23 protein-coding genes are annotated in these 20,599 nt (G+C 63.6%); 7 read left to right on the forward strand and 16 right to left on the reverse strand.

The genetic code is table 11. The features are described 5' to 3' along the window. Positions 1–21: 21 nt before the first annotated feature. Entirely contained in the window at positions 22–486 is a 465-nt protein-coding gene (locus tag CK226_RS19795) for a Kazal-type serine protease inhibitor (protein WP_179301086.1), read from the forward strand. Between the two features lie 7 nt (positions 487–493). Here CK226_RS19795 and CK226_RS19800 read toward each other — a convergent pair whose 3' ends face one another. The 6 genes from CK226_RS19800 to CK226_RS19820 form a co-directional block, all read right to left on the reverse strand. Beyond that, a complete protein-coding gene (locus CK226_RS19800) occupies positions 494–1,111 on the reverse strand; it encodes an NAD(P)H-dependent oxidoreductase (protein WP_095792802.1) in 618 nt (205 codons plus the stop codon). A 77-nt stretch (positions 1,112–1,188) separates the two neighbouring features. Continuing rightward, a complete protein-coding gene (locus CK226_RS19805; protein ID WP_019860622.1) occupies positions 1,189–1,407 on the reverse strand; it encodes a hypothetical protein in 219 nt (72 codons plus the stop codon). 81 nt (positions 1,408–1,488) lie between these two features. Then, the gene (locus tag CK226_RS34955) at positions 1,489–1,626 is read right to left on the reverse strand and encodes a hypothetical protein (RefSeq protein WP_179301087.1); all 138 of its coding nucleotides are present in this window, start codon (positions 1,624–1,626) and stop codon (positions 1,489–1,491) included. A gap of 40 nt (positions 1,627–1,666) precedes the next feature. Then, a complete protein-coding gene (locus tag CK226_RS19810; RefSeq protein ID WP_095792803.1) occupies positions 1,667–1,933 on the reverse strand; it encodes a hypothetical protein in 267 nt (88 codons plus the stop codon). Further along, the gene (locus tag CK226_RS19815) at positions 1,930–2,199 is read right to left on the reverse strand and encodes a hypothetical protein (protein ID WP_095792804.1); all 270 of its coding nucleotides are present in this window, start codon (positions 2,197–2,199) and stop codon (positions 1,930–1,932) included. The genes CK226_RS19810 and CK226_RS19815 overlap by 4 nt, the downstream gene beginning before the upstream one ends. Before the next feature lie 159 nt (positions 2,200–2,358). Next, on the reverse strand, positions 2,359–2,565 hold the full coding sequence (locus CK226_RS19820; protein WP_095792805.1) for a cold-shock protein: 207 nt from the start codon (positions 2,563–2,565) through the stop codon (positions 2,359–2,361). A 327-nt stretch (positions 2,566–2,892) separates the two neighbouring features. On the opposite strand from CK226_RS19820, the gene CK226_RS19825 reads away from it, so the two are divergent. Together CK226_RS19825 and CK226_RS19830 are read left to right on the forward strand one after the other, a co-directional pair. After that, entirely contained in the window at positions 2,893–3,117 is a 225-nt protein-coding gene (locus CK226_RS19825; RefSeq protein ID WP_019860617.1) for a hypothetical protein, read from the forward strand. Between the two features lie 186 nt (positions 3,118–3,303). Next, positions 3,304–4,938, forward strand: coding sequence for a tetratricopeptide repeat-containing sulfotransferase family protein (locus tag CK226_RS19830; protein ID WP_095792806.1), 1,635 nt, complete (start codon positions 3,304–3,306; stop codon positions 4,936–4,938). 113 nt (positions 4,939–5,051) lie between these two features. Here the strand turns inward: CK226_RS19830 and CK226_RS19835 are convergent, their stop codons facing one another. The 10 genes from CK226_RS19835 to CK226_RS19885 form a co-directional block, all read right to left on the reverse strand. Beyond that, the gene (locus tag CK226_RS19835; protein ID WP_095792807.1) at positions 5,052–5,405 is read right to left on the reverse strand and encodes a DUF1428 domain-containing protein; all 354 of its coding nucleotides are present in this window, start codon (positions 5,403–5,405) and stop codon (positions 5,052–5,054) included. 92 nt (positions 5,406–5,497) lie between these two features. Next, entirely contained in the window at positions 5,498–5,920 is a 423-nt protein-coding gene (locus CK226_RS19840) for a glyoxalase/bleomycin resistance/extradiol dioxygenase family protein (RefSeq protein WP_095773553.1), read from the reverse strand. A gap of 160 nt (positions 5,921–6,080) precedes the next feature. Further along, on the reverse strand, positions 6,081–6,263 hold the full coding sequence (locus CK226_RS19845) for a hypothetical protein (RefSeq protein WP_095792976.1): 183 nt from the start codon (positions 6,261–6,263) through the stop codon (positions 6,081–6,083). Positions 6,264–6,406: 143 nt separating this feature from the next. After that, positions 6,407–6,715 carry a HigA family addiction module antitoxin gene (locus CK226_RS19850; RefSeq protein WP_095792808.1) on the reverse strand — a complete coding sequence of 103 codons (309 nt, stop codon included), beginning with the start codon at positions 6,713–6,715 and terminating at the stop codon, positions 6,407–6,409. Between the two features lie 27 nt (positions 6,716–6,742). Next, entirely contained in the window at positions 6,743–7,021 is a 279-nt protein-coding gene (locus CK226_RS19855; protein ID WP_095792809.1) for a type II toxin-antitoxin system RelE/ParE family toxin, read from the reverse strand. A gap of 81 nt (positions 7,022–7,102) precedes the next feature. Next, on the reverse strand, positions 7,103–8,629 hold the full coding sequence (locus CK226_RS19860; RefSeq protein ID WP_095792810.1) for an ABC-F family ATP-binding cassette domain-containing protein: 1,527 nt from the start codon (positions 8,627–8,629) through the stop codon (positions 7,103–7,105). 240 nt (positions 8,630–8,869) lie between these two features. Further along, positions 8,870–9,775 carry a DMT family transporter gene (locus tag CK226_RS19865; protein ID WP_095792811.1) on the reverse strand — a complete coding sequence of 302 codons (906 nt, stop codon included), beginning with the start codon at positions 9,773–9,775 and terminating at the stop codon, positions 8,870–8,872. Between the two features lie 159 nt (positions 9,776–9,934). After that, positions 9,935–10,165, reverse strand: a complete 231-nt coding sequence (locus tag CK226_RS19875) for a hypothetical protein (RefSeq protein WP_179301088.1) — start codon at positions 10,163–10,165, stop codon at positions 9,935–9,937. Positions 10,166–10,228: 63 nt separating this feature from the next. After that, positions 10,229–13,387: an excinuclease ABC subunit UvrB gene (gene uvrB / locus CK226_RS19880; protein WP_095792813.1), complete on the reverse strand. Its 3,159-nt coding sequence runs from the start codon at positions 13,385–13,387 to the stop codon at positions 10,229–10,231. A 125-nt stretch (positions 13,388–13,512) separates the two neighbouring features. Continuing rightward, complete coding sequence (locus CK226_RS19885) at positions 13,513–15,138, reverse strand: tlde1 domain-containing protein (protein WP_095792814.1); 1,626 nt, start codon at positions 15,136–15,138, stop codon at positions 13,513–13,515. Between the two features lie 518 nt (positions 15,139–15,656). Between CK226_RS19885 and CK226_RS19895 the strand changes: the two genes are divergently transcribed. Genes CK226_RS19895 through CK226_RS19910 form a run of 4 tightly spaced genes read left to right on the forward strand, consistent with a single transcriptional unit; the run spans position 15,657 to position 20,518 of the window. Next, positions 15,657–16,526 (forward strand): protein-L-isoaspartate O-methyltransferase, encoded by an 870-nt coding sequence (locus tag CK226_RS19895; RefSeq protein ID WP_095792815.1) that lies wholly within the window; start codon positions 15,657–15,659, stop codon positions 16,524–16,526. A gap of 25 nt (positions 16,527–16,551) precedes the next feature. Beyond that, on the forward strand, positions 16,552–19,260 hold the full coding sequence (locus CK226_RS19900; RefSeq protein WP_095792816.1) for a hypothetical protein: 2,709 nt from the start codon (positions 16,552–16,554) through the stop codon (positions 19,258–19,260). After that, positions 19,260–20,195, forward strand: a complete 936-nt coding sequence (locus CK226_RS19905; RefSeq protein WP_095792977.1) for a hypothetical protein — start codon at positions 19,260–19,262, stop codon at positions 20,193–20,195. The genes CK226_RS19900 and CK226_RS19905 overlap by 1 nt, the downstream gene beginning before the upstream one ends. A gap of 32 nt (positions 20,196–20,227) precedes the next feature. Further along, positions 20,228–20,518 (forward strand): hypothetical protein, encoded by a 291-nt coding sequence (locus CK226_RS19910; RefSeq protein ID WP_095792817.1) that lies wholly within the window; start codon positions 20,228–20,230, stop codon positions 20,516–20,518. Positions 20,519–20,599: the final 81 nt, after the last annotated feature.

The following is a 20,599-nucleotide window of genomic DNA, read 5'->3' on the forward strand; positions in this document are numbered from 1 at the left end:
GGGGTTGCATTTGACAGGGGAATGGCGAGGATCGTGATCGGGGATGGGATCGAGGGAGAAATCAGCATCAACTTCCTGGCGTCGGTTTTTTCGCGGCAAGGGTTTGCCGTCCTGTTCCTGTCGGCGCTTCTGGCCGCCTGCACCGTGGTCGTCGATGATGGGCCAGGACCGCGGCCGCCGCGTCCCGAACCGGAATTCTGCACCAGGCAATACGAGCCCGTCTGTGCCCGGCGCGGCGGCGACCGCCAGACCTTCGCCAATGCCTGCCTTGCCGACCGCGCCGGATACCGCATCGTGCGCGACGGCCCCTGCCGCAGCGATGGCGGCGACGGTGGCAATGGTGGTGGTGGTGGCGAAGAGCAGACGTTCTGCACCCGTGAATACGCGCCCGTCTGCGCCCGCCGCCATGGCGAGATGCGCAGCTTCCCCAATGCCTGCGAAGCCCGCGCCGCGGACTACCGGGTCGTCGGCGATGGCCCGTGCTGAGAACGTCCTACCGGTCCACGCCAGTATAGGCTTTGCCTTTCAGCAGGGCTGCCAGGTGGGCGGCATTAGACGCGGCCATCTCGATCATGCCGGCGACCTTTTCGGGGGTCTTTGGCAGATCGACATAATTGACGTCGCCCATCGCCTCGCCCACCCAATAGACGCCGCCATTGGCCGGAATGGTGAAGCCGACATCGTTGAGCGCCTGGAAGCACTCGGCATGGCAATGGTGGGCACCATCTTCGTTGCCGACGATCGCCACCAGTGCCACCTTGCCGGCGGCCGGCATGCGGCCCTTGCCGTCGGTTTCCTCGAGAAAGGCATCCATGCGTTCCATGACGCGCTTGGCGACGCTGGAGGGTTGTCCCATCCAGATCGGCAGACCGAGTATGAAGATATCGGCCGCGATAATCTTCTCACGCAGACCAGGCCAGTCGTCGCCTTTGCCCATGTCGGAGAGCACTCCGGGCTTGATATCATGATCGAGGGCGCGCACGACCTCCCCCTTCACGCCATGCGGCTTGAGCGCTGAGAGCAGGTCGGCGATGAGCCTGTCGGTGGAGGATTTTTCCTTGTCGCTGGATGCTTTCAGCGAACAGTTGATGGCAAAGGCGGTGAGGGACATTCGGCGGCTCCTGCATATGGCTGCAGGCTCAACGCCGCGAGGCGCATGCGGTTGCTCCGGAACGATAGCCAGGTTGCCTAGGATGGATAAGCCCCATCGGCCGGCCCGGCGTAGAGCTCGCTGCCGTGCTCATCGGAAATGCGCAGGCGGTCGGGGATCTGCGGCATTGCGAGCGTGTGGAAGAGCGCGGCGGCGGCCTGCAAGGCGGCGCGCAAGGTCGGCGCTTCCAGCGACACCTTGTCGAGCGTTGCCTCCTCGGCGTCGCGTGACCGGTAGAACTCGATGACGAAATTCAAGCAAGCCTCCGTGGCAGGACTTGGCATGGGCCTGTTGTCAGTTCATCGGGGATGGGGCGCATGCGAAGCACCCCAAGGCTGTCAGCCCTTGGACTTCGGCTTCAGGCCGCTCTCCGCCTGCTTGACCGCCGAACCGAACCGGGAGGCGAGCTTGGCCACGACCTTATCCTTCTTCGGCTTGCGCGCTTCGCGATTGCTTCGCTGTTGACCTTTGGACATGGACTGCTCCTTGTGCGTGTTGGCTGGCTTTTCGAGGTTCTCAGACGACCGGATTGCTGGCGACGGCCGGATTGTCGGCCGGCTCGAGATTGTCTTCCGTGGTGACCCGCTCGTGGGTCTCCAACTCGCTGCGGATACGGTATTGCGGCGAGCCGTCCTTGACCGGCAGCCTGCTCTTGATCTCGAACAGCTCCGCCGTCTTCTGGACGAGGCCGGTGCGGCTCTTCATGCGCACCGTCTGGCCGATGGCGAAAAGGTGCGAGGGCGTGTCGGTGCGCGGGCGCGTATTCTGCTGGAAACGGATCATGCTGCATTCTCCCGGTCGCGCTTCAGCGCGGTTTCGAGTTCGAGGTGGTCGATGGCGACAAGCTGGCTGGTCGTGGGGTTCTTCACCGCCCTTGCCGGCAGGTGGATGAAGGTGGCGACGCGGCGCCAGCCGATGCGTGACATGCCCTCGATCAGCTCTTCATCATGATCGATGTCGTAGTCGCCGGCCGGCAACGGTCCTTCCAGGCCTGCGAGCATGAAGGATGCCGCGAAATGGGCGATGGAATGGGTGGTGCGGTCCGGCATTGTCCTGGCCTTGGTTGGTTCACGCCTTTGGCGTCATCGACCTGAATACAAAAAAGCGGGGACGAGCCCCGCTTTTCTATCTCCCGCAATCGCTGGAAATAAGCCGCTTTCGAGAGCTGCCAGTACATCCGTGGTCAGCGTTCATCGAATTCGGCCGGATCAGATCAGTTGCAGATTGGCGGCGGACTCGCGGCCTTTGCCGTCACGCTCCAGGTCGAACTCCAGCTTCTGGCCTTCGGCGAGGCCGGGAAAGCCGGCACGCTCCAAAGCGCTGACATGGACGAAAACGTCCTTGCCGCCGTCAGCTGGTTGAATGAAGCCAAAACCCTTCTGGCCATTATAGAACTTCACGATTCCGGTGGTCATATCTGTCTTTCGCGGATTGAAAAATCGTCGCAAGGCGAATGTGCCGTGCGTCCAATGTCGACGATTTGGAATGAGATTGGCGGGTCGAGAACCTCTGACGCCGCGAGATGCCAATTCTGGCCAAAACGATCCTCTCTATATAGATCGATTTGGCTCCCTGTTCAAGGTGATTCAGAAATCAATCTCGTTCCGATTGAAAAATAGATCGCTATATACGTTCAGATATTTCTGCTATGGGTTGTACATATTTCTAAAAAATCTTGAACGCACGCTGGGGTATTTCCTCTGCGCCCATGCTTTTATTTACTATAGTAAGGAGGAAAACCCATGGTTTCCACAAGAGGCTCTAGGGGGAAGACCGTTGCGGTCAATCCGATCATCAAGCCAATCGCCATCCACGCCATTGCCGTTGGCCCGACCGGCCAGCCGATGATCGTCAAGTCGGCACGGCTGACGATCAGAAGCGATGAGGCGGCAAGGCGAACGATCTCCGATACCGATGGCACGGTGAGGCGGGCGAGGCAGGTTGCCGAGACCAACCGCCTGATCTGATCGCTCAATGCATTCCGAACGAGCTCGCAACCCCGCGAAGACTTGAACCTGTCGCGCCAATGGCCTAGATCGCAGCAGGCGGACAAACACGGCAGGTTTCCCATTAACAGAGATCAAAGACGAGCGGCGAGTGCGGGAACCAGGTCTGGTGCAGGCGGACAGCCGCCGCTGGGTCTCGACCAGTATGTGCAGCAGGCCCTGCAATTGCACCAGGCCGGGCGCCGGCAAGAGGCAGAGACCATCTACCGGCAAGTCTTGGCGCGTCAGCCCAAGCACGCGGCGGCGGCGCATTTCCTGGGGCTGCTGCTGCACCAGACCGGACGCAGCGAAGAAGGGTTGGACCTCATCGAGCGGTCGGTGAGCCTGCAGCCGACGAATGCCGATTTCCTCAACAATTTAGGCACGGTGATGCGCGATCTCGGCCGCGTCGCCGCGGCAATCGACTTCTTCCGTGGCGCGGTGGATCTGCGGCCGGAGCAGCTCGCCGCGCGCGACAATCTCGGCTCGTCGCTGAAGCAGCTCGGCCGGTTCGAGGAGGCCGAAGAAATCTATCGCGGCACGGTCGCGCGCAATCCCTTCCATGTGCGCGCCCGCATCGGGCTTGCCGAAACCCTGCAGGAAGCCGCTCGCTTGGACGAGGCGCTGGCCGTGTTTCGCGAGTCGCTGACCATCCGTCCCAAGGATGCCGAGCTTCTGCATGGGCTCGGAGTCGGGCTGATGGAAAAGGGCAAGCTCGACGAGGCGGCCGATCTGTTCCGGCAGGCGCTGGCGGTCAACTCGGGCATGGCCAAGGCCTGGCTGATGTTGTCGCAGGTCAAGCGCCAGAAGGAGCGCGATGCCGAATTGTCCGGCATGGAAGCGCAGCATGCCAAGGCGCCGCAGGACAGCCTGGCGCGCATGCAGCTGTCGTTCGGCCTCGGCAAGGCCAATGACGATCTGAAGGACTATGATAAGGCCTTCGACTATTTTGCCGAAGGCAATGCCATTCGCCGCAAGGGGATCAACTATGATCCCGTCAGGACGCGCGAGGAATTCGCGGCGATGAAGACGGTGTTCGATGCCGGCTTCTTCGAAAGGCACAGACCGAGCCCGATCACCGATGACGCGCCGATCTTCGTCGTCGGCATGCCGCGGTCGGGCACGACGCTGGTCGAGCAGATCATCGCCAGCCATCCGCAGGTCTATGGCGCGGGCGAGCTCAGCATCCTGAAGAACGCGGTCGGCAAGCAGTTCCCGGCGACCATGCCGGGTGGCTTTCCGTGGGGCGTATCGGATACGGACGATGCGGATTTCGCCGAGGCGGGCCAGGCCTATCTCGACATGCTGCATGCCCGCTATCCGCATGTCAGCCACGTCACCGACAAGATGCCGGGCAACTTCCTGCTTGTCGGCTTCATCCACATGATGATGCCGAAAGCCAGGATCATCCATTGCGCCCGCGATGCGGCTGCAACCTGCCTGTCGATCTACAAGGTGCATTTCCGCGGCGACAGCCACCGCTATGGCTACGATCTCGGCGAACTCGCCGACTTCCACAATCTCTACACCGACATCATGGCGCATTGGCACAAGGTGCTGCCCGGCGTCGTGCATGATGTGCGCTACGAGGATTTCGTCGCCGATCAGGAAGGCCAGAGCCGGGCGCTCATCGACTATCTCGGCCTGCCATGGGACGATGCCGTGCTGTCGTTCCACGAGACCGACCGCCCGGTGCGCACGGCGTCCGCCGCGCAGGTGCGCCAGCCGATGTATCAAGGCTCGGTCGACCTGTGGAAACGCTATGGCGACCGGCTGAAGCCGCTATTGGACAAGTTGGATTAGCGCGCGAGGTCCTCAGCTTCGTCATCCACGGGCGGAGCAGCTCAAGGGGTCTGCGCCGCGTCGCTTCGCGCCTTGCTCCGCCATAGGATTACGAAGCGGTGGGGCTCAGCTGCTCAAAGCTCGATGAAGGGCTGGAAGCCGCCGAAGATCATGCGCTTCATATCGAAGGGCATGGGACCCAAATCGGGTGTCAGGCGCGGGTCGGCCATCACCTTGGCCATCACCGTGTCGCGGCTTTGCCTGGATTCATAGACCGCCCAGGCGAAGACGACGATCTCGTCGTCCTTTGCCTGGACGGCACGTGGAAACGAGGTGAGTTCGCCATAGGGCACGTCGTCGCCGATGCATTCGACATAGGCCAGCGCGCCGTGTTCCATCCATATGGGGCCTGCGAGGTTGGCCAGCTTCTTGTAGTCATCGAGTTTGGCCTTTGGCACGGCAAGCACGAAACCATCGACATAGGACATGGTGAGCTCCTTGCTGAAAACCGAGCGCCGGGTCGGCGGGGATACGACCCGGCGCGGTGAGCGCGTCAGCCCTGACGGGCGACGCCTGCTCGCTACTTCACCGGCGCGTTCATCGCCCAGGCGACGCCGAACGGATCATTCAGCTGGCCCCAGCGATCGCCCCAGAACATCACCTGCAGCGGCGTGACCACTTCGCAGCCGGCATCGACGGCGCGCTGCCACCAGGTCTCGATGTCGCCATCTTCGAGATGGAGCTGCAGCGTGTAGCCCTGCGCGGCCTTATGTGGATGGCCGTGCTCGGGATAGGCGTCGCCCAGCATCAGCGTCGAGCCGTTGACGTGGAGATGGATGTGCATGGTGCGGCCTTTTTCATCCGCCGGATAGGCAAAGACCTGCTTGGCGCCAAAGGCCTTCTTGTAGAAATCAGCGGCCTTGAAGGCGCCGTCCACCTGCAGATAAGGGGTTAACCCGCCGAGCACTTCTGCCCTGGGCTGAATGGGGGTCTGGTCAGTCATGTCTTGCTCCTCTTTGCGTTCGGCTTGGCCTTACGAACCACAGGACGCGCGAGGTGACGGCAATCCTACATGGCGGCGCGAATTTTCTTTCGAGCCGGACCCGGACGGACCGGGCAACCGGCGGATTGAAGCGGCAATCGCATGAACAGGCTGATCGCGGTCATATGACCTTGGTCGAGAAGGTCGTTGCACGACGGCTGTTCCGCGCGTCGAAGAGGTCCGGAAAGCCGATGTCCTTACGCAATTCGGCTGGCAGCGAGAGCAGGATGCGTTCGCTGCGATGGCGGGCACGTGCCGCCGCGTATTGGGTTGCGATGCGACCGATGGATGAAAGGACCGACATGATGTTCTCTCCCTGGGTTGACGCCGGCATCATCGCGTCGGCATCCCAAGGACGTGGCAGGTTCAGGCGATCCGACAGAGCGCCGAACTTTTTGTTACGACTCCGAATTCGATCGAAGAAGCCTTCGTCGCTCAGGGCGGCGGCTATGCGACCTTAAGCGTTGGGATCGCTGAAACATCAACCTCGCGCTCGGCGTGCCAGGCATCGAAAGCCGCCTGCATCCGAAGCCAGATCGCGGCACCGTCGCCAAACATCTTCCCAAGGCGAGCGGCCACAGCCGGCGAAACCGGCTTCTTTTCGCGGATGATGTCATAAAGCTGTTGCCGGGAGATCCCGAGCAGATTTGCAATTTCCACCTTGGTCTTTCCGGTTGCCGGGATAATGTCCTCAAGCAGCGCTCCCGGGTGGGAGGGACAACGCTCGATCGGACGCATCGGCTCGTGCACGGTCATAAGTCGAACTTCTCCAATCTGGCCGCCTCAGTGGTATTGCTCGAAATCGACGCGGGCGGCGTCCTTACCGTCGAATTCAAATGTGATGCACCACGGGCCGTTGACATGGACCGTGTAGCGAATTGGATCGAAGCCTTTCAGCGGGTGGAAGTCGAAGCCGGGGAGGTTCATCTCCTCCGGCTTCTCCGAAGCTTCCAGGCGGTCAAGCCGGACCAGAATGCGCTTGTGCATTTTGGCGTCGATCTTACCGGTTTTTCCGGTTTGAAAGAGGTCCGACAGCTCCTTGTTCTTGAAGGACTTGATCATCGATCTATGTAAACAGGTTGCTTACACAGATCAAGATGTGTAAGCAAATAATTTACAGGCAAAACGAACCTGTCTCGCCGCTCAACCGCCGCCTTCCGCTACCTCAAGGAAAAAGCCCTCGGGGTCCTCGACCTCCGTCAGCTTTCGCTTCTCGATCAGCCAGAAACGGTTGCCGACGGCTCGGATGAAGGAGCGGTCGTGCGAGGCGAGCACGCAGCTTGCCTGGTGCTTGAGCAATTCCTCCTCCAGCGCTTCCTGGCCATCGATGTCGAGATGGTTGGTCGGCTCGTCGAGCAGATAGAAATTGGGATTGGCGAGCCTGAGCGCAAGCATCATCAGCCGTGCCTTCTGGCCGCCGGACAGCGCGCCGATCCTTTTCTCCTGCATCTCGATGACCACGCCGGCGCCGGCAAGCAACGAGCGGGCGCGTTGTTCGCCGACGTCGTAGCGGCGCGAAACCATCGCCAGCGGCGTGTCGTCGCCGCTGATGCCGGACAGCGCCTGGTCGCTGTAGCCGAGCACCGTCGACGGCGTCACCTTCACGTTCTGCACCGTGTCGGGCTCGGCGATGGCGCTGCGGATCAGGCTGACGAAGCGCGATTTGCCGACGCCATTGCGGCCGAGCAGCACGATACGGTCGCCCTGACAGATGTGACGCTTGCCGGTCTTGAACAGCAGCGTGCCATCGGGCGTTTCGACCACCGCGTCGTCGAGCGTGATCAGCACCTTGGCGTGGGTGCCGCGATTGGCCAGCCGGATCGCACCGGCCGATTTTTCGCGGTGCGCCGATACCGCCTCCTCTTCGAGTTTGTCCGCCCGTTCCCTGAGCTGCTTGGTTTTCACCGTCAAAAGGTCGCTGCCGGAATTGATGCCGATGTTGTTGAGCTTGGCGGCCTGCTTTCGCAGCTGCTGGGCGACCTTCATGTCGCGCTCGAATTTTCGCGCTGTCGAGGCGTCGACCTTGTCGAGCGCCTGTCTGGCGCGGGAGTAGGGCAGCGCAAACACCGGCGACTGTTCCGGGCGCAGGAACAGCGTCCGGTTGGTGGTGGCGTCGAGGAAGGCGCGGTCATGGCTGGCGATGACGACGGGCACTTCGCGCGGCAGCGCGTTCAGCCAGCTTTCCAGCTGGCTGATGCGGGCAAGGTCTAGATGATTGGTCGGCTCGTCGAGCAGCAGCACATCGGGATCGGTGACCCAGACGCGGGCGATCAGCGCCAGCCTCTGCCAGCCGCCGCTCAGCGCCTGCATTTCCCGCTCGCGCATCGCCTCAGGCACGTCGAGAGAATCCAGCACCACGTCGACGCGCCACATCTCGCTTTCGGCCTGCTCCGACGGCAAGGCGTCGGCCACCACCTCATGGAAGCTGCGGCTGAGAAGGGCAGGGGGAACCGACTGCTCGACATGGCCGACGCGCAAGCCGCGCGTGCGGGTGATGTCGCCAGAGGTCGGCTCCATCTCGCCGGTCAGGCATTTGAGCAAGGTCGACTTGCCGCGGCCGTTGGCGGCAACGATGCCGAGCCGGTCGCCACTGCCGATGGTGAGGTCGAGGTTTGCGAAGAGCGGCGCACTCATGGTGACGCCGAGGGATTTGAGGGTGATCAGGGCCATTGTGATTTCTCTGGTCTTGCCGGAACCAACTCCGGATGCACTTGACGGCGCGCGTGCTGGCCATCAGGCTCGGCGTTGCGGCACCACGAAGGGCAGACCAAAAAATCGAAGCGGGAAAAACCCGGACCGTCCCTGGTCAGCCCTGCAAGCTGGCTTGCAGGGCAGAAATCGGGCCACGCTGACGATGGTGATCAATAGACACGCAGCCCTCCTTTCAAGACGTTCGAGTGTGCGAAGCGATTACACCAAGGGCGGTGCGGATGGCAAGGCCGCCGCTTTCGCCCGGTGCGGGAACGGATCCAGCACCAATATGCAGCCACCGATGATTGCTACCGCGCCGAAGGCCTGGATGATGGTCAGCGACTCGCCGAGCATGACAGTGCCAACCAGCACGGCGATCGTGGTCACGGCGAATTCGACGCTGATCGCCCTGGTCGCGCCGATGCTGGCCACCAGCCGGAAGTAGACGACATAGGTCAGCGCGCTCATCACGCAAGCGAGAAGGGCGAGATAGAGGAAATCGACAGGGCGCGGCATGGCCGGCACCGGGACGGCCAGCAGCAGCGGCAGTGTCATCAGCCCGCCGAACAGAAAGGCGGCGCCGGTGAGTTCGAACGAGCCGGCCGAGCGCAGATGGCGATTGGCGTAGTTGCTGCCGAAGGCGGCGGAGAAGGAGCTGAACAGCGAGGCGGCGCAGCCGAATGCGAAGGACGGCGTGATCGGCACCGAAGGGAAGCCGACCAAGACCACGATGCCCGCAGCGCCGAGCAGCAAGCCGGCCAGCCCGCGAACGGTGATGCGCTCGAGCCCCCATAACTGGCCAAGGATCATCGAGAACAGCGGGATCGCGGCAACGAGAATGGCCGCCATCGCCGTGCCGATACGCGGCGTGGCGTAGGACAGGCCGATCAGCTGCGCCGCGACGGTCGTCGCGCCAACCATGGCGAAGTGCCGCCAGCCGGCGCTGAAATCGAGCCGTCGCCGCGTCGCCGCCGCCAGCAGGAAGAGCGTGATGCCGGCGATCAGCGAGCGCAAGGTCACCGCGCCGACCCAGCCGAATGCGTGTACCACCTTGAGCAGCACGAGGAACGACAGGCCCCAGGTGACGGCCAGGAAGGCGTAGGCTGCGATATCCTTGGGTTTCATTTCGCGCGGCTGCGTGAGGTTTAGGCGGGAGACGAGAGCCCCACGGCCGTATCGCTTCGGCCGGCGACTGACAAGGGAAGGCGCATGGTCCAGTCGGCCGGCAAAGGTGTTCGGCCATTTCCTGCTCGACCTCAACAAGGAATATGAACTAAGCGGCGGTCACCTGAGACCCCTGCCTGTGCCAATCAAAACCTGGTCAAACCGATTTTGGGCATCCCGGTAAACATAGTGTACGTCGTTCAGGTAGGGCACACCGATATCGTTGAGGTCCAGTGCGTCGACATAGGGCCATATGTCTACGACGGCATTCACCGTGGCGGTGACATTCGTCATCGGCTCAGCGAAGCAGGCTTTGAACTCTTTCTCATCAAGTCTGCGAACGACCACCATCACTTATTCTAGGTGATGGCGCTTGAAAATCGCAACCGATCGAAACGTAATGTTTACAGGCCGCTACTTCCCCGGCCTGCCCGTTTTCCCAGGCCGGCGCTTTTCGCGGCGGGCGTCGCCTGGGTCCTCGTAGGAGCCGATTCCGGCGCGCTGGCGGATGATTGGTTTGTCGTCGCGATCTGTCGCGCCTGTCCTACCGGCCCCCACGAGGGGGGAGATCGGCTGGGGCTTCGCCGGCACTTTTCCTTCGACCGGCTTTTCCGTGCGCCGCACGGTCATCTCGTCCAGAGAGTTCTTCTTGAACAGCGGCTTGACCGGCTCGCCCGGAATACCGAAGTCGGAACCGTGCGCTTCGGACGCCGACTGTTTCTTGAACAGCGAGCGTGACACCGCACCCGCGGGCGTCGGCATGTCGGTGCCGGGCCCCATATCGTCGATCGAGGGTTTGGCGAACAGCGGCTTCTTCACCGGCACGGCGCCGTCGGCGCCCATCTCGTCGAGATCAGGCTTGCGGAACAGGTTGGGCCGGGCAGCCCTGGCGGCCTCTTCGGCGGCGCGTGCTTCGTCGAGCTTGCGGAAACGTTCCTGTTCCTCAGCCGTGCGATGCTTGGCCACGCCCTCGTTGTGCTTGCCCTTTTCGCGGCCCGAGACCGGGCTTTCCATGTCGGCGTATTTGGCCAGCGGGTCGTCGGAAATCGACAGTTCCATCTCGCGCAGCCGCTTGATCTCATCGCGGATGCGGGCGGCCTTCTCGAAGTCGAGATTGGCGGCGGCGTCGCGCATCTGTTTTTCCATCGCGTCGAGATGCGCCTTGAGGTTGTTGCCCATCATGGCGCCGGCGCTGTCGGTGAACTGCGAGATGTCGGCGCGGACATGGTCCTTCTCGTAGACCGAGTCCAGAATGTCGGAGATGCGCGACTTGACCGATTCCGGCGTGATGCCGTTGGCGGCGTTCCACTCCATCTGCTTTTCGCGGCGGCGGTTGGTTTCGGCCATCGCCCGCTCCATCGAGCCGGTGACCTGGTCGGCATAGAGGATGACCTTGCCGTCGACGTTGCGGGCGGCGCGGCCGATGGTCTGGATGAGCGAGGTTTCGGAGCGCAAAAAACCTTCCTTGTCGGCATCGAGAATGGCGACGAAGCCGCATTCGGGAATATCCAGGCCTTCGCGCAAAAGGTTGATGCCGACCAGCACGTCGAAAGCGCCGAGGCGCAAGTCGCGCAGGATCTCGATGCGCTCCAGCGTGTCGATGTCGGAGTGCATGTAGCGCACGCGCACGCCCTGTTCGTGCAGATATTCGGTCAAATCCTCGGCCATGCGCTTGGTCAGCACCGTGACCAGCGTGCGGTAGCCGGCGGCCGTGGTCTCGCGGATCTCGCCGACGACATCGTCGACCTGGCTTTTCGCCGGGCGCACCTCGACCGGCGGGTCGATCAGGCCGGTCGGGCGGATGACCTGCTCGGCGAAGACGCCGCCGGACTGTTCCATTTCCCAGCCGCCCGGGGTCGCCGAAACGGCGACGGACAGCGGGCGCATGGCGTCCCATTCCTCGAAGCGCAGCGGCCGGTTGTCCATGCAGGAGGGCAGGCGGAAGCCATACTCGGCCAGCGTCGCCTTGCGCCGGAAGTCGCCGCGATACATGCCGCCGATCTGCGGCACGGTGACGTGGCTTTCGTCGATGAACACCAGTGCATTGTCCGGGATATACTCGAACAAGGTCGGCGGCGGGTCGCCCGGCTGGCGGCCGGTGAGATAACGCGAATAGTTCTCGATGCCGGCGCAGGAGCCGGTGGCTTCCAGCATTTCGAGGTCGAAGCGGGTGCGCTGCTCCAGCCGCTGCGCCTCCAGCAGGCGGCCGGCGCGCTCCAGTTCCACCAGCCGCTGCTTGAGCTCTTCCTTGATCGACTTGATCGCCTGGTTGAGCGTCGGGCGCGGCGTCACATAGTGCGAGTTGGCGTAGATCTTGACGCTTTTCAGCTCGCCGGTCTTCTGGCCGGTCAGCGGATCGAACTCGGTGATCTGCTCGATCTCGTCGCCGAACATCGAGATGCGCCAGGCGCGGTCCTCAAGGTGGGCCGGGAAGATCTCGATCGTGTCGCCGCGCACGCGGAACGAGCCGCGCACGAAATTGATGTCCTGGCGCTTGTATTGCTGGGCGACGAGGTCGGCGAGCAAAGCGCGCTGGTCGAGCCGGTCGCCGATCTGCATCTGGAAGGTCATCGCCGTATAGGTCTCGACCGAACCGATACCGTAGATGCAGGACACCGAGGCGACGATGATGACGTCGTCGCGCTCGAGCAGCGAGCGCGTCGCCGAGTGGCGCATGCGGTCGATCTGTTCGTTGATCGAGGATTCCTTCTCGATGAAGGTGTCGGTGCGCGGAACGTAGGCTTCCGGCTGGTAGTAGTCGTAATAGGAGACGAAATACTCCACCGCATTGTCGGGGAAGAATTTCTTGAACTCGGAATAGAGCTGCGCGGCCAGCGTCTTGTTGGGCGCCAGGATCAGGGCAGGGCGCTGCGTCTCCTCGATCACCTTGGCCATGGTGAAGGTTTTTCCCGAGCCGGTGACGCCGAGCAGCACCTGGGTGCGGTCGTTGTTGTCGACGCCTTCGACAAGGTCCTTGATGGCGGTCGGCTGGTCGCCGGCCGGCTCGAAGTCCGACACCATCTTGATGGCGATGCCGCCTTCCGACTTTTCCGGCCGGGCAGGGCGGTGCGGCGTCCACAGCACGCCATCCTTGTGCAGCGGATTGCCGGATTCGATCAGCGCCGAGAGCGCGGCGACCGTCGCGGTGACGCCGCTCGACGTCATCGTCTCGGCTTCTTCCAGCGAGATATCGAGGCCGGCGACCGGATTGAGGCCGGCCGCGGCGCGTTCGCGAGCGGTGGCCGCGCCGCCCATCGAGGTGCCGCGCGCCGTGCGCCCGGGCGCGGAGGAACGCTCGGGAACCTTCTTGGATGGTCTTGGCGCTTTGCCGCCGTCGCCCTTGCCAGCCTGGCGCCCTTCGCGCTCCGCCTCCTGCTCGATCTGTTCGGCCCAGTCGGCGATCGAACCGGTCAGCGGCGTGCCCGACAGTTCGGGCTGCGGCATCTCGGCAAAGCCACCTTTATGCAGCGGCTCGGAGGCGTCGAGGAAATCGGTCAGCGGGCTGCGCCGCTTCGGCGCGGCGCGATCGTCATTCGCCGTCGGCGGCGTTCTTTTATCGGGGGATTTGGCCATGCCCCGAATATGGGAGGTCTTGGCGAAAATGGAAAGAGCGCGATGCGGCTAGGCGCATGCCCCGATGCAGCTCCTGACAGCAGGCTGTCAGGAGGAGGCAGTTGCCGAGGGGCATCCGCCCGCGGTCAGGCGCCGCGGGCGTTGTCCGTCGCGACCTGGGTCGGCGATCCGTTGAGGCGCGGCACCACGACGAGGCGTGTGACCTTGCCTTTCTTGAAGGCGGCGAGGAAGCGGGAATAGTCCCTGAAGACCACGCAGCCATTGGACTCGGCGCGGCCGCCGCGCAGCATGTAGGTGTGGGCGAGCAGGCCGTTGCGGTTGTATTTGTTGCCACCGCCGACCGGAGTCAGGCGCAATGCCTCGACGCCATGGAAGCGCGATTCACGCAGCGACAGATTGTAGGTGTTGGGGGGCGTCGGGCCACGATCCTTCACATGGACATAGCGCGGCTGGTCGACCATGGCGCCGAGGCCGGAATGGGCCTCGAGCCGCTGGCCGTCCGGCATGTAGACGGTCTTGGCGCTGATGTCATAGACCGCGACGCCGTGGCCGGCTCCACTTCCGCCGCTCGGTCCGTTGAAGAGGTTCCTGAACGCCTGGCCAAGGCCGCCCGAAGGCGTGTCCGGCTTGGCATAGGCCAGCACATCGCCGCCGTCGCGGCCGGCCCGGGCCGGCCTTGCGGGCTGGGCCTGCTGGACCGGCTTTGCCTCCGGCGCCGGCTTTTGCTGCGCGATCTTGGGCTGAGCAATCTTGGGCTGCGGCGCCGGCTCATCCTGATCCACCACGGCCCTTGGCTGCCGCGGCGCGTCATATTGCGGGCGGCGGGTCGGCAGCGGCACGTCGTCGGTCAGCGCATCCGGCAGCGAGGCAGCGTCGCCGGGCTGTTGCGGCTGGGTCTCGGCAGGCGCAACCGCGACATCGGCAGAAGATTCGGTCATCGGCAGCGGAGAGGCAAATGCTTCGTCCTCGACGGGCAGCGACTGGACGAGGGCCAGCGCCAGCTGCGTGTTGTCAGGCGCCTGCGACTGGGCGAGGCCCATCGGCGCCGGCGCGGTCTGGACGACGGCGCCGGTATCGGCACGGGCAAAGCGTTCCGCCACCGGAGCCGGCATGTCGCTCGACAGGCTGGCCATCACCTGGACCGACGGAACCAGCGAGGCCTCGGTAATCTGCGGCGCGGCCGTGGAAATCACCGGGCGGGCGTCGGCCGTGGCGACGGGCTTGCCGGCGCCGGCAAAGGCGGCGGCGAGCTTGGTCGGCGACAGCGACGCCTCCATGCGGTCGAAGCGTTCCTGCGCCTTCGACTTCAAGATTGGCTGTTCCGGCCTTGCGTGGGCCGCGAGGCGCGCGGATTTCTCACCCAGCGGGCTCACACGGGCCAGCTTGAAGCAGGTGGCGCCGCATTGCACGGCATGGTCATGCAAGGCCTGGCTGCCGCCATGGGCATTGGCCAGCACGAACGGCGCCGAAGACCTCAGGAAATGCTGTTTCAGCGGATCGGCCATCGCCAGCGAGCCCGGCATGGCCAGCGTCTGAGGCAGGCCGCTCGATGTCGCCGACAGCGACGCACCGACGGAGCTGAGGCCGGCCATGGTGCCGATCAGCCAGAGGCCGACGGCGGCGCTGGCACCGGGGACCGCGACCCAGCGGACGATCCGTTTCGGATTGAAGGAAGGGGTGCGCTGCGCATCGACGAACTCGCCGCCCTCGCGCTGGTCCCGGATTATTTTGTGTTTACTCGACAACGCCATGCAACCAATCTCGCTCCAATCGGTTTTCCCCGTACGTGGCCTTGTCAGCCGCGACGACCATTCTGCGAGTGATCCCAGGGTGGTCCCCGACGCGTTTGCCGCGCCTGTCGTTGATTGCCGATTGCTTCAAAATATGGACAAAGTTGGTTAACCAATCCCTCTCAAAACCAACCGAGAGACGTGGACTTTGTGCCAAAAAAGGCTCGTCCACGATCATGCACGCGGTATTTCAGCCCTTCCGATGCAGGTTTGCTGCCTGTTTTTGGCGACCGAGTCAAGCAAAACAGCCATTGCTAATATAAGGCAAGGTCGCTCCGGCGGGCCCTGCGGCAATGCGGCGTGCCGTTACACGGCCCTGAAAAAGCCGATGGCATCGGCGAAACTGTTGCCCGCTTGCCACATTTTTTCGGCCCGCACGGTCGTCCCCCGACGCCCATTGACTCGTTTTGGGAGGCGGTGCAATCGGGTTGAAGTGCTTGGTTTTGGGGTGGCAAAGGCCACTTTTGGAGGCTTTTTCCATGAAGCGTCGAGATTTCTTGACGCTGTCGGCGGGTGCGGCGGCGTTCTCCATTCTTCCGGCCGCGGTCAGGGCCAACGTGCCCGTGCCCTACGACCGCAACGCCGAAGTGCCGATCAACGACAAGAAATCGTTCATTGACTGGATGGTGGCCAATCGCGGCGAGGATCCGAAGCTTTTGGCGCAGCGATTCGATCGCTTCCAGATCATGGTCTACAACAAGGACGTGCTGGACGACCGCAACAAGCGCGCCTTCCTTTTGACACCGCGTGAGGAATTCGTGCTGCCGCAGAATGTGGGGCGCGCCTATGACCATGCCTTCCTCGACATCGGCTATGGCGTGACGATTTCGGGTCCGCACCTCGTCGGGCGGATGACGACGTCGATCGACGTGCAATTCGGCGAGGCCGTGCTCGAGATCGGCACCGGCTCGGGCTACCAGTCGGCCTATCTCGCCAACCTCACCGACAAGGTGCACACGATCGAGATCATCAATCCGCTGGCGCAGCGCACGCGGCGCACCTATGACGGGCTGGTCGAGCGCGGCTACAGTGAGTTCGGTTCGGTCACCAGCCGCAATGCCGACGGCTATTATGGCTGGGAAAGCGTCGGCCCGTTCGACAAGATCATCGTCACCTGCGGCATCGACCACATCCCGCCGTCGCTGCTGCAGCAGCTGAAGCCCAACGGCGTGATGGTCATTCCGGTCGGCCCGCCGGGCGCGCAGCACGTGCTCAAGGTGACCAAGCAGCAGCTCGCCGACGGCACGTTCAACATCGTCCGCTCGGACATCTACAATGGCAAGGTGGTGCCATTCGTGCCGTTCACGAAGCTCGAGGGCGACCAGATCGTCGGCACGCACAACGGCTGAGCATTTGCGGCATCAAGGGACCTGAATGGCAGCCGTTGCATCGAATTCCCGCCTGAGCATCCCTTCCCTGGAGGCGCCACGGCCGGCGCACTACCTCGCGGTCGGGCTGGTCGCCGGCGCCATCATCGCCCTGCAGATCGCCGTCATGCGGGTGTTCGCGGTCGGCAGCTGGTCGCATTTCGGCTCGCTGGTGGTCAGCCTCGCCATGCTCGGCTTTTCGCTGTCCAGCGTCGTCATCTTCGCCGGCAAGGGCTGGTTCGACCGCCATTGGCAAGGGGCCGCCACTGCGGCCCTGCTGCTCATCGGCCCGCTCGCCGTCGGCTCCAACCTGGTTGCCCAGACGGTACCGTTCAACGCCATCTTCCTGGTGTCCGATCCGGCGCAGAAATGGCGGCTGCTCGCCAATTTCCTGCTCTATCTCCTGCCGTTCCTGGCCGGCGCGTTCTTCCTCGGCATCGTCTTCCTGAAAAGCCGCATGGCCTTCGGCCGCGTCTATTTCGCCGACCTCACCGGTTCGGGGCTTGCCGGCCTCGCCGTGCTGGTCTCGCTCTATCTGTTCGCGCCGGAAACCATCATCGTCGTGCCGCTGCTTTTGTGGGCCGCCGGTTCGCTGCTGTGGTTTGTTGCTTTCGGCGCCTGGAAGAGCGTCGTCGCCGGCGTCGTGGTCGCGGCGCTGTCGATATCAGGCTATCTCATGCTGCCCAGCCTGCTCGGCATACCCGACATAGCCGTATCGCAATACAAGGGCGTCGCCTATGCCCGCAATTTTCCGGACGGCAAGCGCATCTACCGCAGCGTCTCGCCCTTCGGCGATCTGCAGGTCTATGCCAGCTCCTACATGCATTTCGCGCCGGGCCTGAGCGACAATGCCGCCTTCGGCATGCCTGAAGTGCCGGCCAACACCTATGTCGGCATGTATCGCGACGGCGACGGGCCTGAAGGTATCATGCGCAACCTGGCGCCGGCCGAGCAGGTCTATTTCCGCTATCTGCCGATGCACTATCCCTATGTCATCAAGGATAAGCCCAAAACCTTCGTCGTGCAGTTCGGCGGCGGCATCTCTACGCAGGCGGCGCTCAATGCCGATTCGACCTCGGTGACCGTCGCCGAGAGCAATCCGATGACATTGCGGGCGTTCCGCGACCCTGTGCTGAAGGATGTCACCGGCGACATCCTGGCCGAGCCGCGGCTCAAGGTCATCGACTATGATGGGCGGCTGTTCCTGGCCAACACGACGGAGCGCTACGACGTTATCGACCTCAGCCTCGCCGACAGTGTCGGCCTGTCCAATCCCGGCGGCTTCGCCATCTCGGAAAAATACGCCTACACGCGCGAAGCGATGCTTAGCTACATGCACGCGCTGGCCGATGGCGGCGTGCTGTCGATCACCTTGTGGAACAAGGAAGAGCCGCCGAAATCGGTTCTGAAGCTCTATTCGACCGTCGCCGAGGCGGCGAGGACCTTCGACAGCCAGGGCGCCGCCAACGACATCTTCGCGGTCTCGAGTTACCTCTCGACCACGACCGTGCTGTTCAAGCGCGGCGGCTTTACCGAGGCCGAAATCAAGACGCTGCGCGACTACACCAAGTCGATGTCCTGGGAGGAGGTCTACTATCCAGGAATGACCTATGACGGTTCGGGCGCACAAAAGGTGCTCGACGATTATCGCGCCTCGATCTTCGGCAGCGGACAGGACGCGACACTGACGCAGCAGCCGGCCGCCGGCGCGACCGCGCCTGCCGACCCGACCGCGCCGGCAAATCCCGATTGCGACCCGACGGCGCCGGCCGATCCGACGCTCGACGCCTGTGCGGGGGCCGGCGGCGATGCCGGCCCGCAAGTGCTGCCGGCGACGGAACTGCAGCGCATGAGCTGGCACGCGCTTTTGACCGGCGGCTGGGAAAAACTTGCCGGCGACTACGTCTTCGACACCCGGGCGCTGAGCAACGACCAGCCCTATTTCGCCGCCTATGTGAAGGTCGCCGATTTGCCGCGCACGCTCGACCGGCTCGACCTGTTCCAGGACGATTGGGGCTATCTCTTGATCTGGGCGACGCTCGGCATCGCCTGCATCACGGCGGCATCACTGGTGCTGCTGCCGGTCATCTTCGGCTGGCGCATCGTGTTCTCGCGCTCGCGCGGCAAGCTCGGCACCGTCCTCTATTTCGCCTGTCTCGGCCTCGGCTACATCATGGTCGAGGTCGGGCTGATCAGCCGCTTTACGGTGGCGCTCGCCAACCCGACCGTGTCGGCCTCGGTGCTGATCTCCTCGATGCTGGTGTTTTCCGGGCTCGGCAGCCTGTTTGCCGAGCGCATCTTCGACCGCGCCAGGACGCTGCTGCCGATCGTGCTGCTGGCGGTCTGCGGGCTGCTGCTCGCCTATGGCTTCTATCTGTCGCCGGTGCTCGACCGGATCGGCGCCTATCCCTATGCGGTGCGCCTGCTGCTCTGCTTCCTTTTGGTGTCGCCGCCGGCCTTCCTGATGGGCATGCCGATGGCCACCGCCATGACCTGGCTGGCGCGGCTCGGCAAGGAGCATCTTTTCGTCTGGGCCTGGGGCATCAATGGCTGTTTCTCGGTCATCGGCTCGGCCGCCGTGCCGATCGTCGCCACCAGCTTTGGCTTAAGCGCCGTCCTGCAATGGGCGGCGATCGCCTATCTCATCGCCATCCCGGCCTTCTTCGCCGTCCTGTTGCCGTCGAAGGCGCCGTCCATCCGGCTGGTGGCGGCCTGATGCCGGACCGGCGCGCCATCGTCGCCGGATTGCTGGCCACGGCGGTGTTTCCGGTGGCGAGCCAGGGGGCGCGCTTGCGCAAGGCCATATCCACCATCGTGCCGTTCAAGGCGTCGCCCTTTCCCTACCGTGGCAAGCTGCCCGACGGCTCCGCGCCGTTTCTCGACGTCACGGCGGCGGACGGACGGCGTGGCCACACCTCGCCGCGCGGCGGCATCTATTGGGAAGACGAGACCTATTCCGACCGCTCGACGCTGCTGGCGGTGCCGAAAGGGTTCGATCCGGCCAAGCCGGCGGTCATCGTGGTGTTCTTCCACGGCAATGGCGCCACCTTGCAGCGCGATGTGGTCGGCCGCCAGCGTGTCGTCGCGCAGGTCGAGGCGTCCGGCCTCAACGCCGTTCTGGTGGCGCCGCAATTCGCCAGCAATGCGCAGGATTCCAGCGCCGGCAATTTCTGGACGCCGGGCTATTTTGCCGGGTTCATGGCCGAGGCGGCGCAAGGCCTGGCCAAACTGACCGGCGCCAAGGCGATAAAATTCGACACCATGCCGGTGGTGCTGGCGGCGTATAGCGGCGGCTACAACCCGGCCGCCTTCATTTTGAGGAACGGCGACATCGGCGGCCGCCTGCTCGGCGTCATCCTGCTCGACGCGGTCTTCGACGATGCCGACATCTTCGCCAGCTGGATCACGCAGCACCGGAAGGGTTTCTTCGTCAGCGCCTATGGCAAGTCCTCGGCCTCCGGCAATGCCGAGATCAGGCAGTTGCTGGCGGGCCAGGGCATCGACGCTAGCACCGATCCGCCGCGTCGGCTCGAAGCCGGAACCATCGCCTTGCTCGCCTCCGATGCCGCCCATGACACGTTCGTCACCCGCGCCTTCGTCGGCAATCCGCTGCAGTGGCTGCTTGGCCGGCTGCACGGGTTTCCGCGCTAAGGCTTTTGGTACTCCAGTCCAAGTCCCCGTTCATGCTTCTGACCGCCATCGTCATCGCCCAGCTGTTGGACCCGCTCAGGATCCTGCTGGTCGGGATCGCCTATTTCCTGAGCCGGCCGATCAAATGGGCGGGCGTGGCCTGGCTTGGATTGTGCGCGGCGATTGTCGTCATCGCCGCTGGATTTCCGTTCGTTGTCCTTGGCCAATCCGGCGACATCGCCTGGACGACCGCGGCGATCGGCGTGATATCGAACGCACTGATAGCCGCCGCCATGGCCGGGCTGCTGCGGCTCCAGCGATGGCTTTTCCAACTCTTTGTTTGACACAATTCCCGCGGGAAAACCGTTTCACGATTTTCCCGGAATTGCTGGCGCGGTTCCGGTGGATATTGGATACTTCTCCCG

The sequence above is a fragment of the Mesorhizobium sp. WSM4311 genome, assembly GCF_002295115.1.
Taxonomy (GTDB): Bacteria; Pseudomonadota; Alphaproteobacteria; order Rhizobiales; family Rhizobiaceae; genus Mesorhizobium.

What these genes read in the sequence shown, in the direction of transcription:
- CK226_RS19795 (WP_179301086.1), top strand. Translation starts at nt 22, where the DNA reads ATGGCGAGGATCGTGATCGGGGATGGGATCGAGGGAGAAATCAGCATC.
- CK226_RS19800 (WP_095792802.1), bottom strand. Translation starts at nt 1,111, where the DNA reads ATGTCCCTCACCGCCTTTGCCATCAACTGTTCGCTGAAAGCATCCAGC.
- CK226_RS34955 (WP_179301087.1), bottom strand. Translation starts at nt 1,626, where the DNA reads ATGTCCAAAGGTCAACAGCGAAGCAATCGCGAAGCGCGCAAGCCGAAG.
- CK226_RS19810 (WP_095792803.1), bottom strand. Translation starts at nt 1,933, where the DNA reads ATGATCCGTTTCCAGCAGAATACGCGCCCGCGCACCGACACGCCCTCG.
- CK226_RS19815 (WP_095792804.1), bottom strand. Translation starts at nt 2,199, where the DNA reads ATGCCGGACCGCACCACCCATTCCATCGCCCATTTCGCGGCATCCTTC.
- CK226_RS19820 (WP_095792805.1), bottom strand. Translation starts at nt 2,565, where the DNA reads ATGACCACCGGAATCGTGAAGTTCTATAATGGCCAGAAGGGTTTTGGC.
- CK226_RS19825 (WP_019860617.1), top strand. Translation starts at nt 2,893, where the DNA reads ATGGTTTCCACAAGAGGCTCTAGGGGGAAGACCGTTGCGGTCAATCCG.
- CK226_RS19835 (WP_095792807.1), bottom strand. Translation starts at nt 5,405, where the DNA reads ATGTCCTATGTCGATGGTTTCGTGCTTGCCGTGCCAAAGGCCAAACTC.
- CK226_RS19840 (WP_095773553.1), bottom strand. Translation starts at nt 5,920, where the DNA reads ATGACTGACCAGACCCCCATTCAGCCCAGGGCAGAAGTGCTCGGCGGG.
- CK226_RS19845 (WP_095792976.1), bottom strand. Translation starts at nt 6,263, where the DNA reads ATGTCGGTCCTTTCATCCATCGGTCGCATCGCAACCCAATACGCGGCG.
- CK226_RS19850 (WP_095792808.1), bottom strand. Translation starts at nt 6,715, where the DNA reads ATGACCGTGCACGAGCCGATGCGTCCGATCGAGCGTTGTCCCTCCCAC.
- CK226_RS19855 (WP_095792809.1), bottom strand. Translation starts at nt 7,021, where the DNA reads ATGATCAAGTCCTTCAAGAACAAGGAGCTGTCGGACCTCTTTCAAACC.
- CK226_RS19860 (WP_095792810.1), bottom strand. Translation starts at nt 8,629, where the DNA reads ATGGCCCTGATCACCCTCAAATCCCTCGGCGTCACCATGAGTGCGCCG.
- CK226_RS19865 (WP_095792811.1), bottom strand. Translation starts at nt 9,775, where the DNA reads ATGAAACCCAAGGATATCGCAGCCTACGCCTTCCTGGCCGTCACCTGG.
- CK226_RS19875 (WP_179301088.1), bottom strand. Translation starts at nt 10,165, where the DNA reads ATGGTGGTCGTTCGCAGACTTGATGAGAAAGAGTTCAAAGCCTGCTTC.
- uvrB (WP_095792813.1), bottom strand. Translation starts at nt 13,387, where the DNA reads ATGGCCAAATCCCCCGATAAAAGAACGCCGCCGACGGCGAATGACGAT.
- CK226_RS19885 (WP_095792814.1), bottom strand. Translation starts at nt 15,138, where the DNA reads ATGGCGTTGTCGAGTAAACACAAAATAATCCGGGACCAGCGCGAGGGC.
- CK226_RS19895 (WP_095792815.1), top strand. Translation starts at nt 15,657, where the DNA reads ATGAAGCGTCGAGATTTCTTGACGCTGTCGGCGGGTGCGGCGGCGTTC.
- CK226_RS19900 (WP_095792816.1), top strand. Translation starts at nt 16,552, where the DNA reads ATGGCAGCCGTTGCATCGAATTCCCGCCTGAGCATCCCTTCCCTGGAG.
- CK226_RS19905 (WP_095792977.1), top strand. Translation starts at nt 19,260, where the DNA reads ATGCCGGACCGGCGCGCCATCGTCGCCGGATTGCTGGCCACGGCGGTG.
- CK226_RS19910 (WP_095792817.1), top strand. Translation starts at nt 20,228, where the DNA reads ATGCTTCTGACCGCCATCGTCATCGCCCAGCTGTTGGACCCGCTCAGG.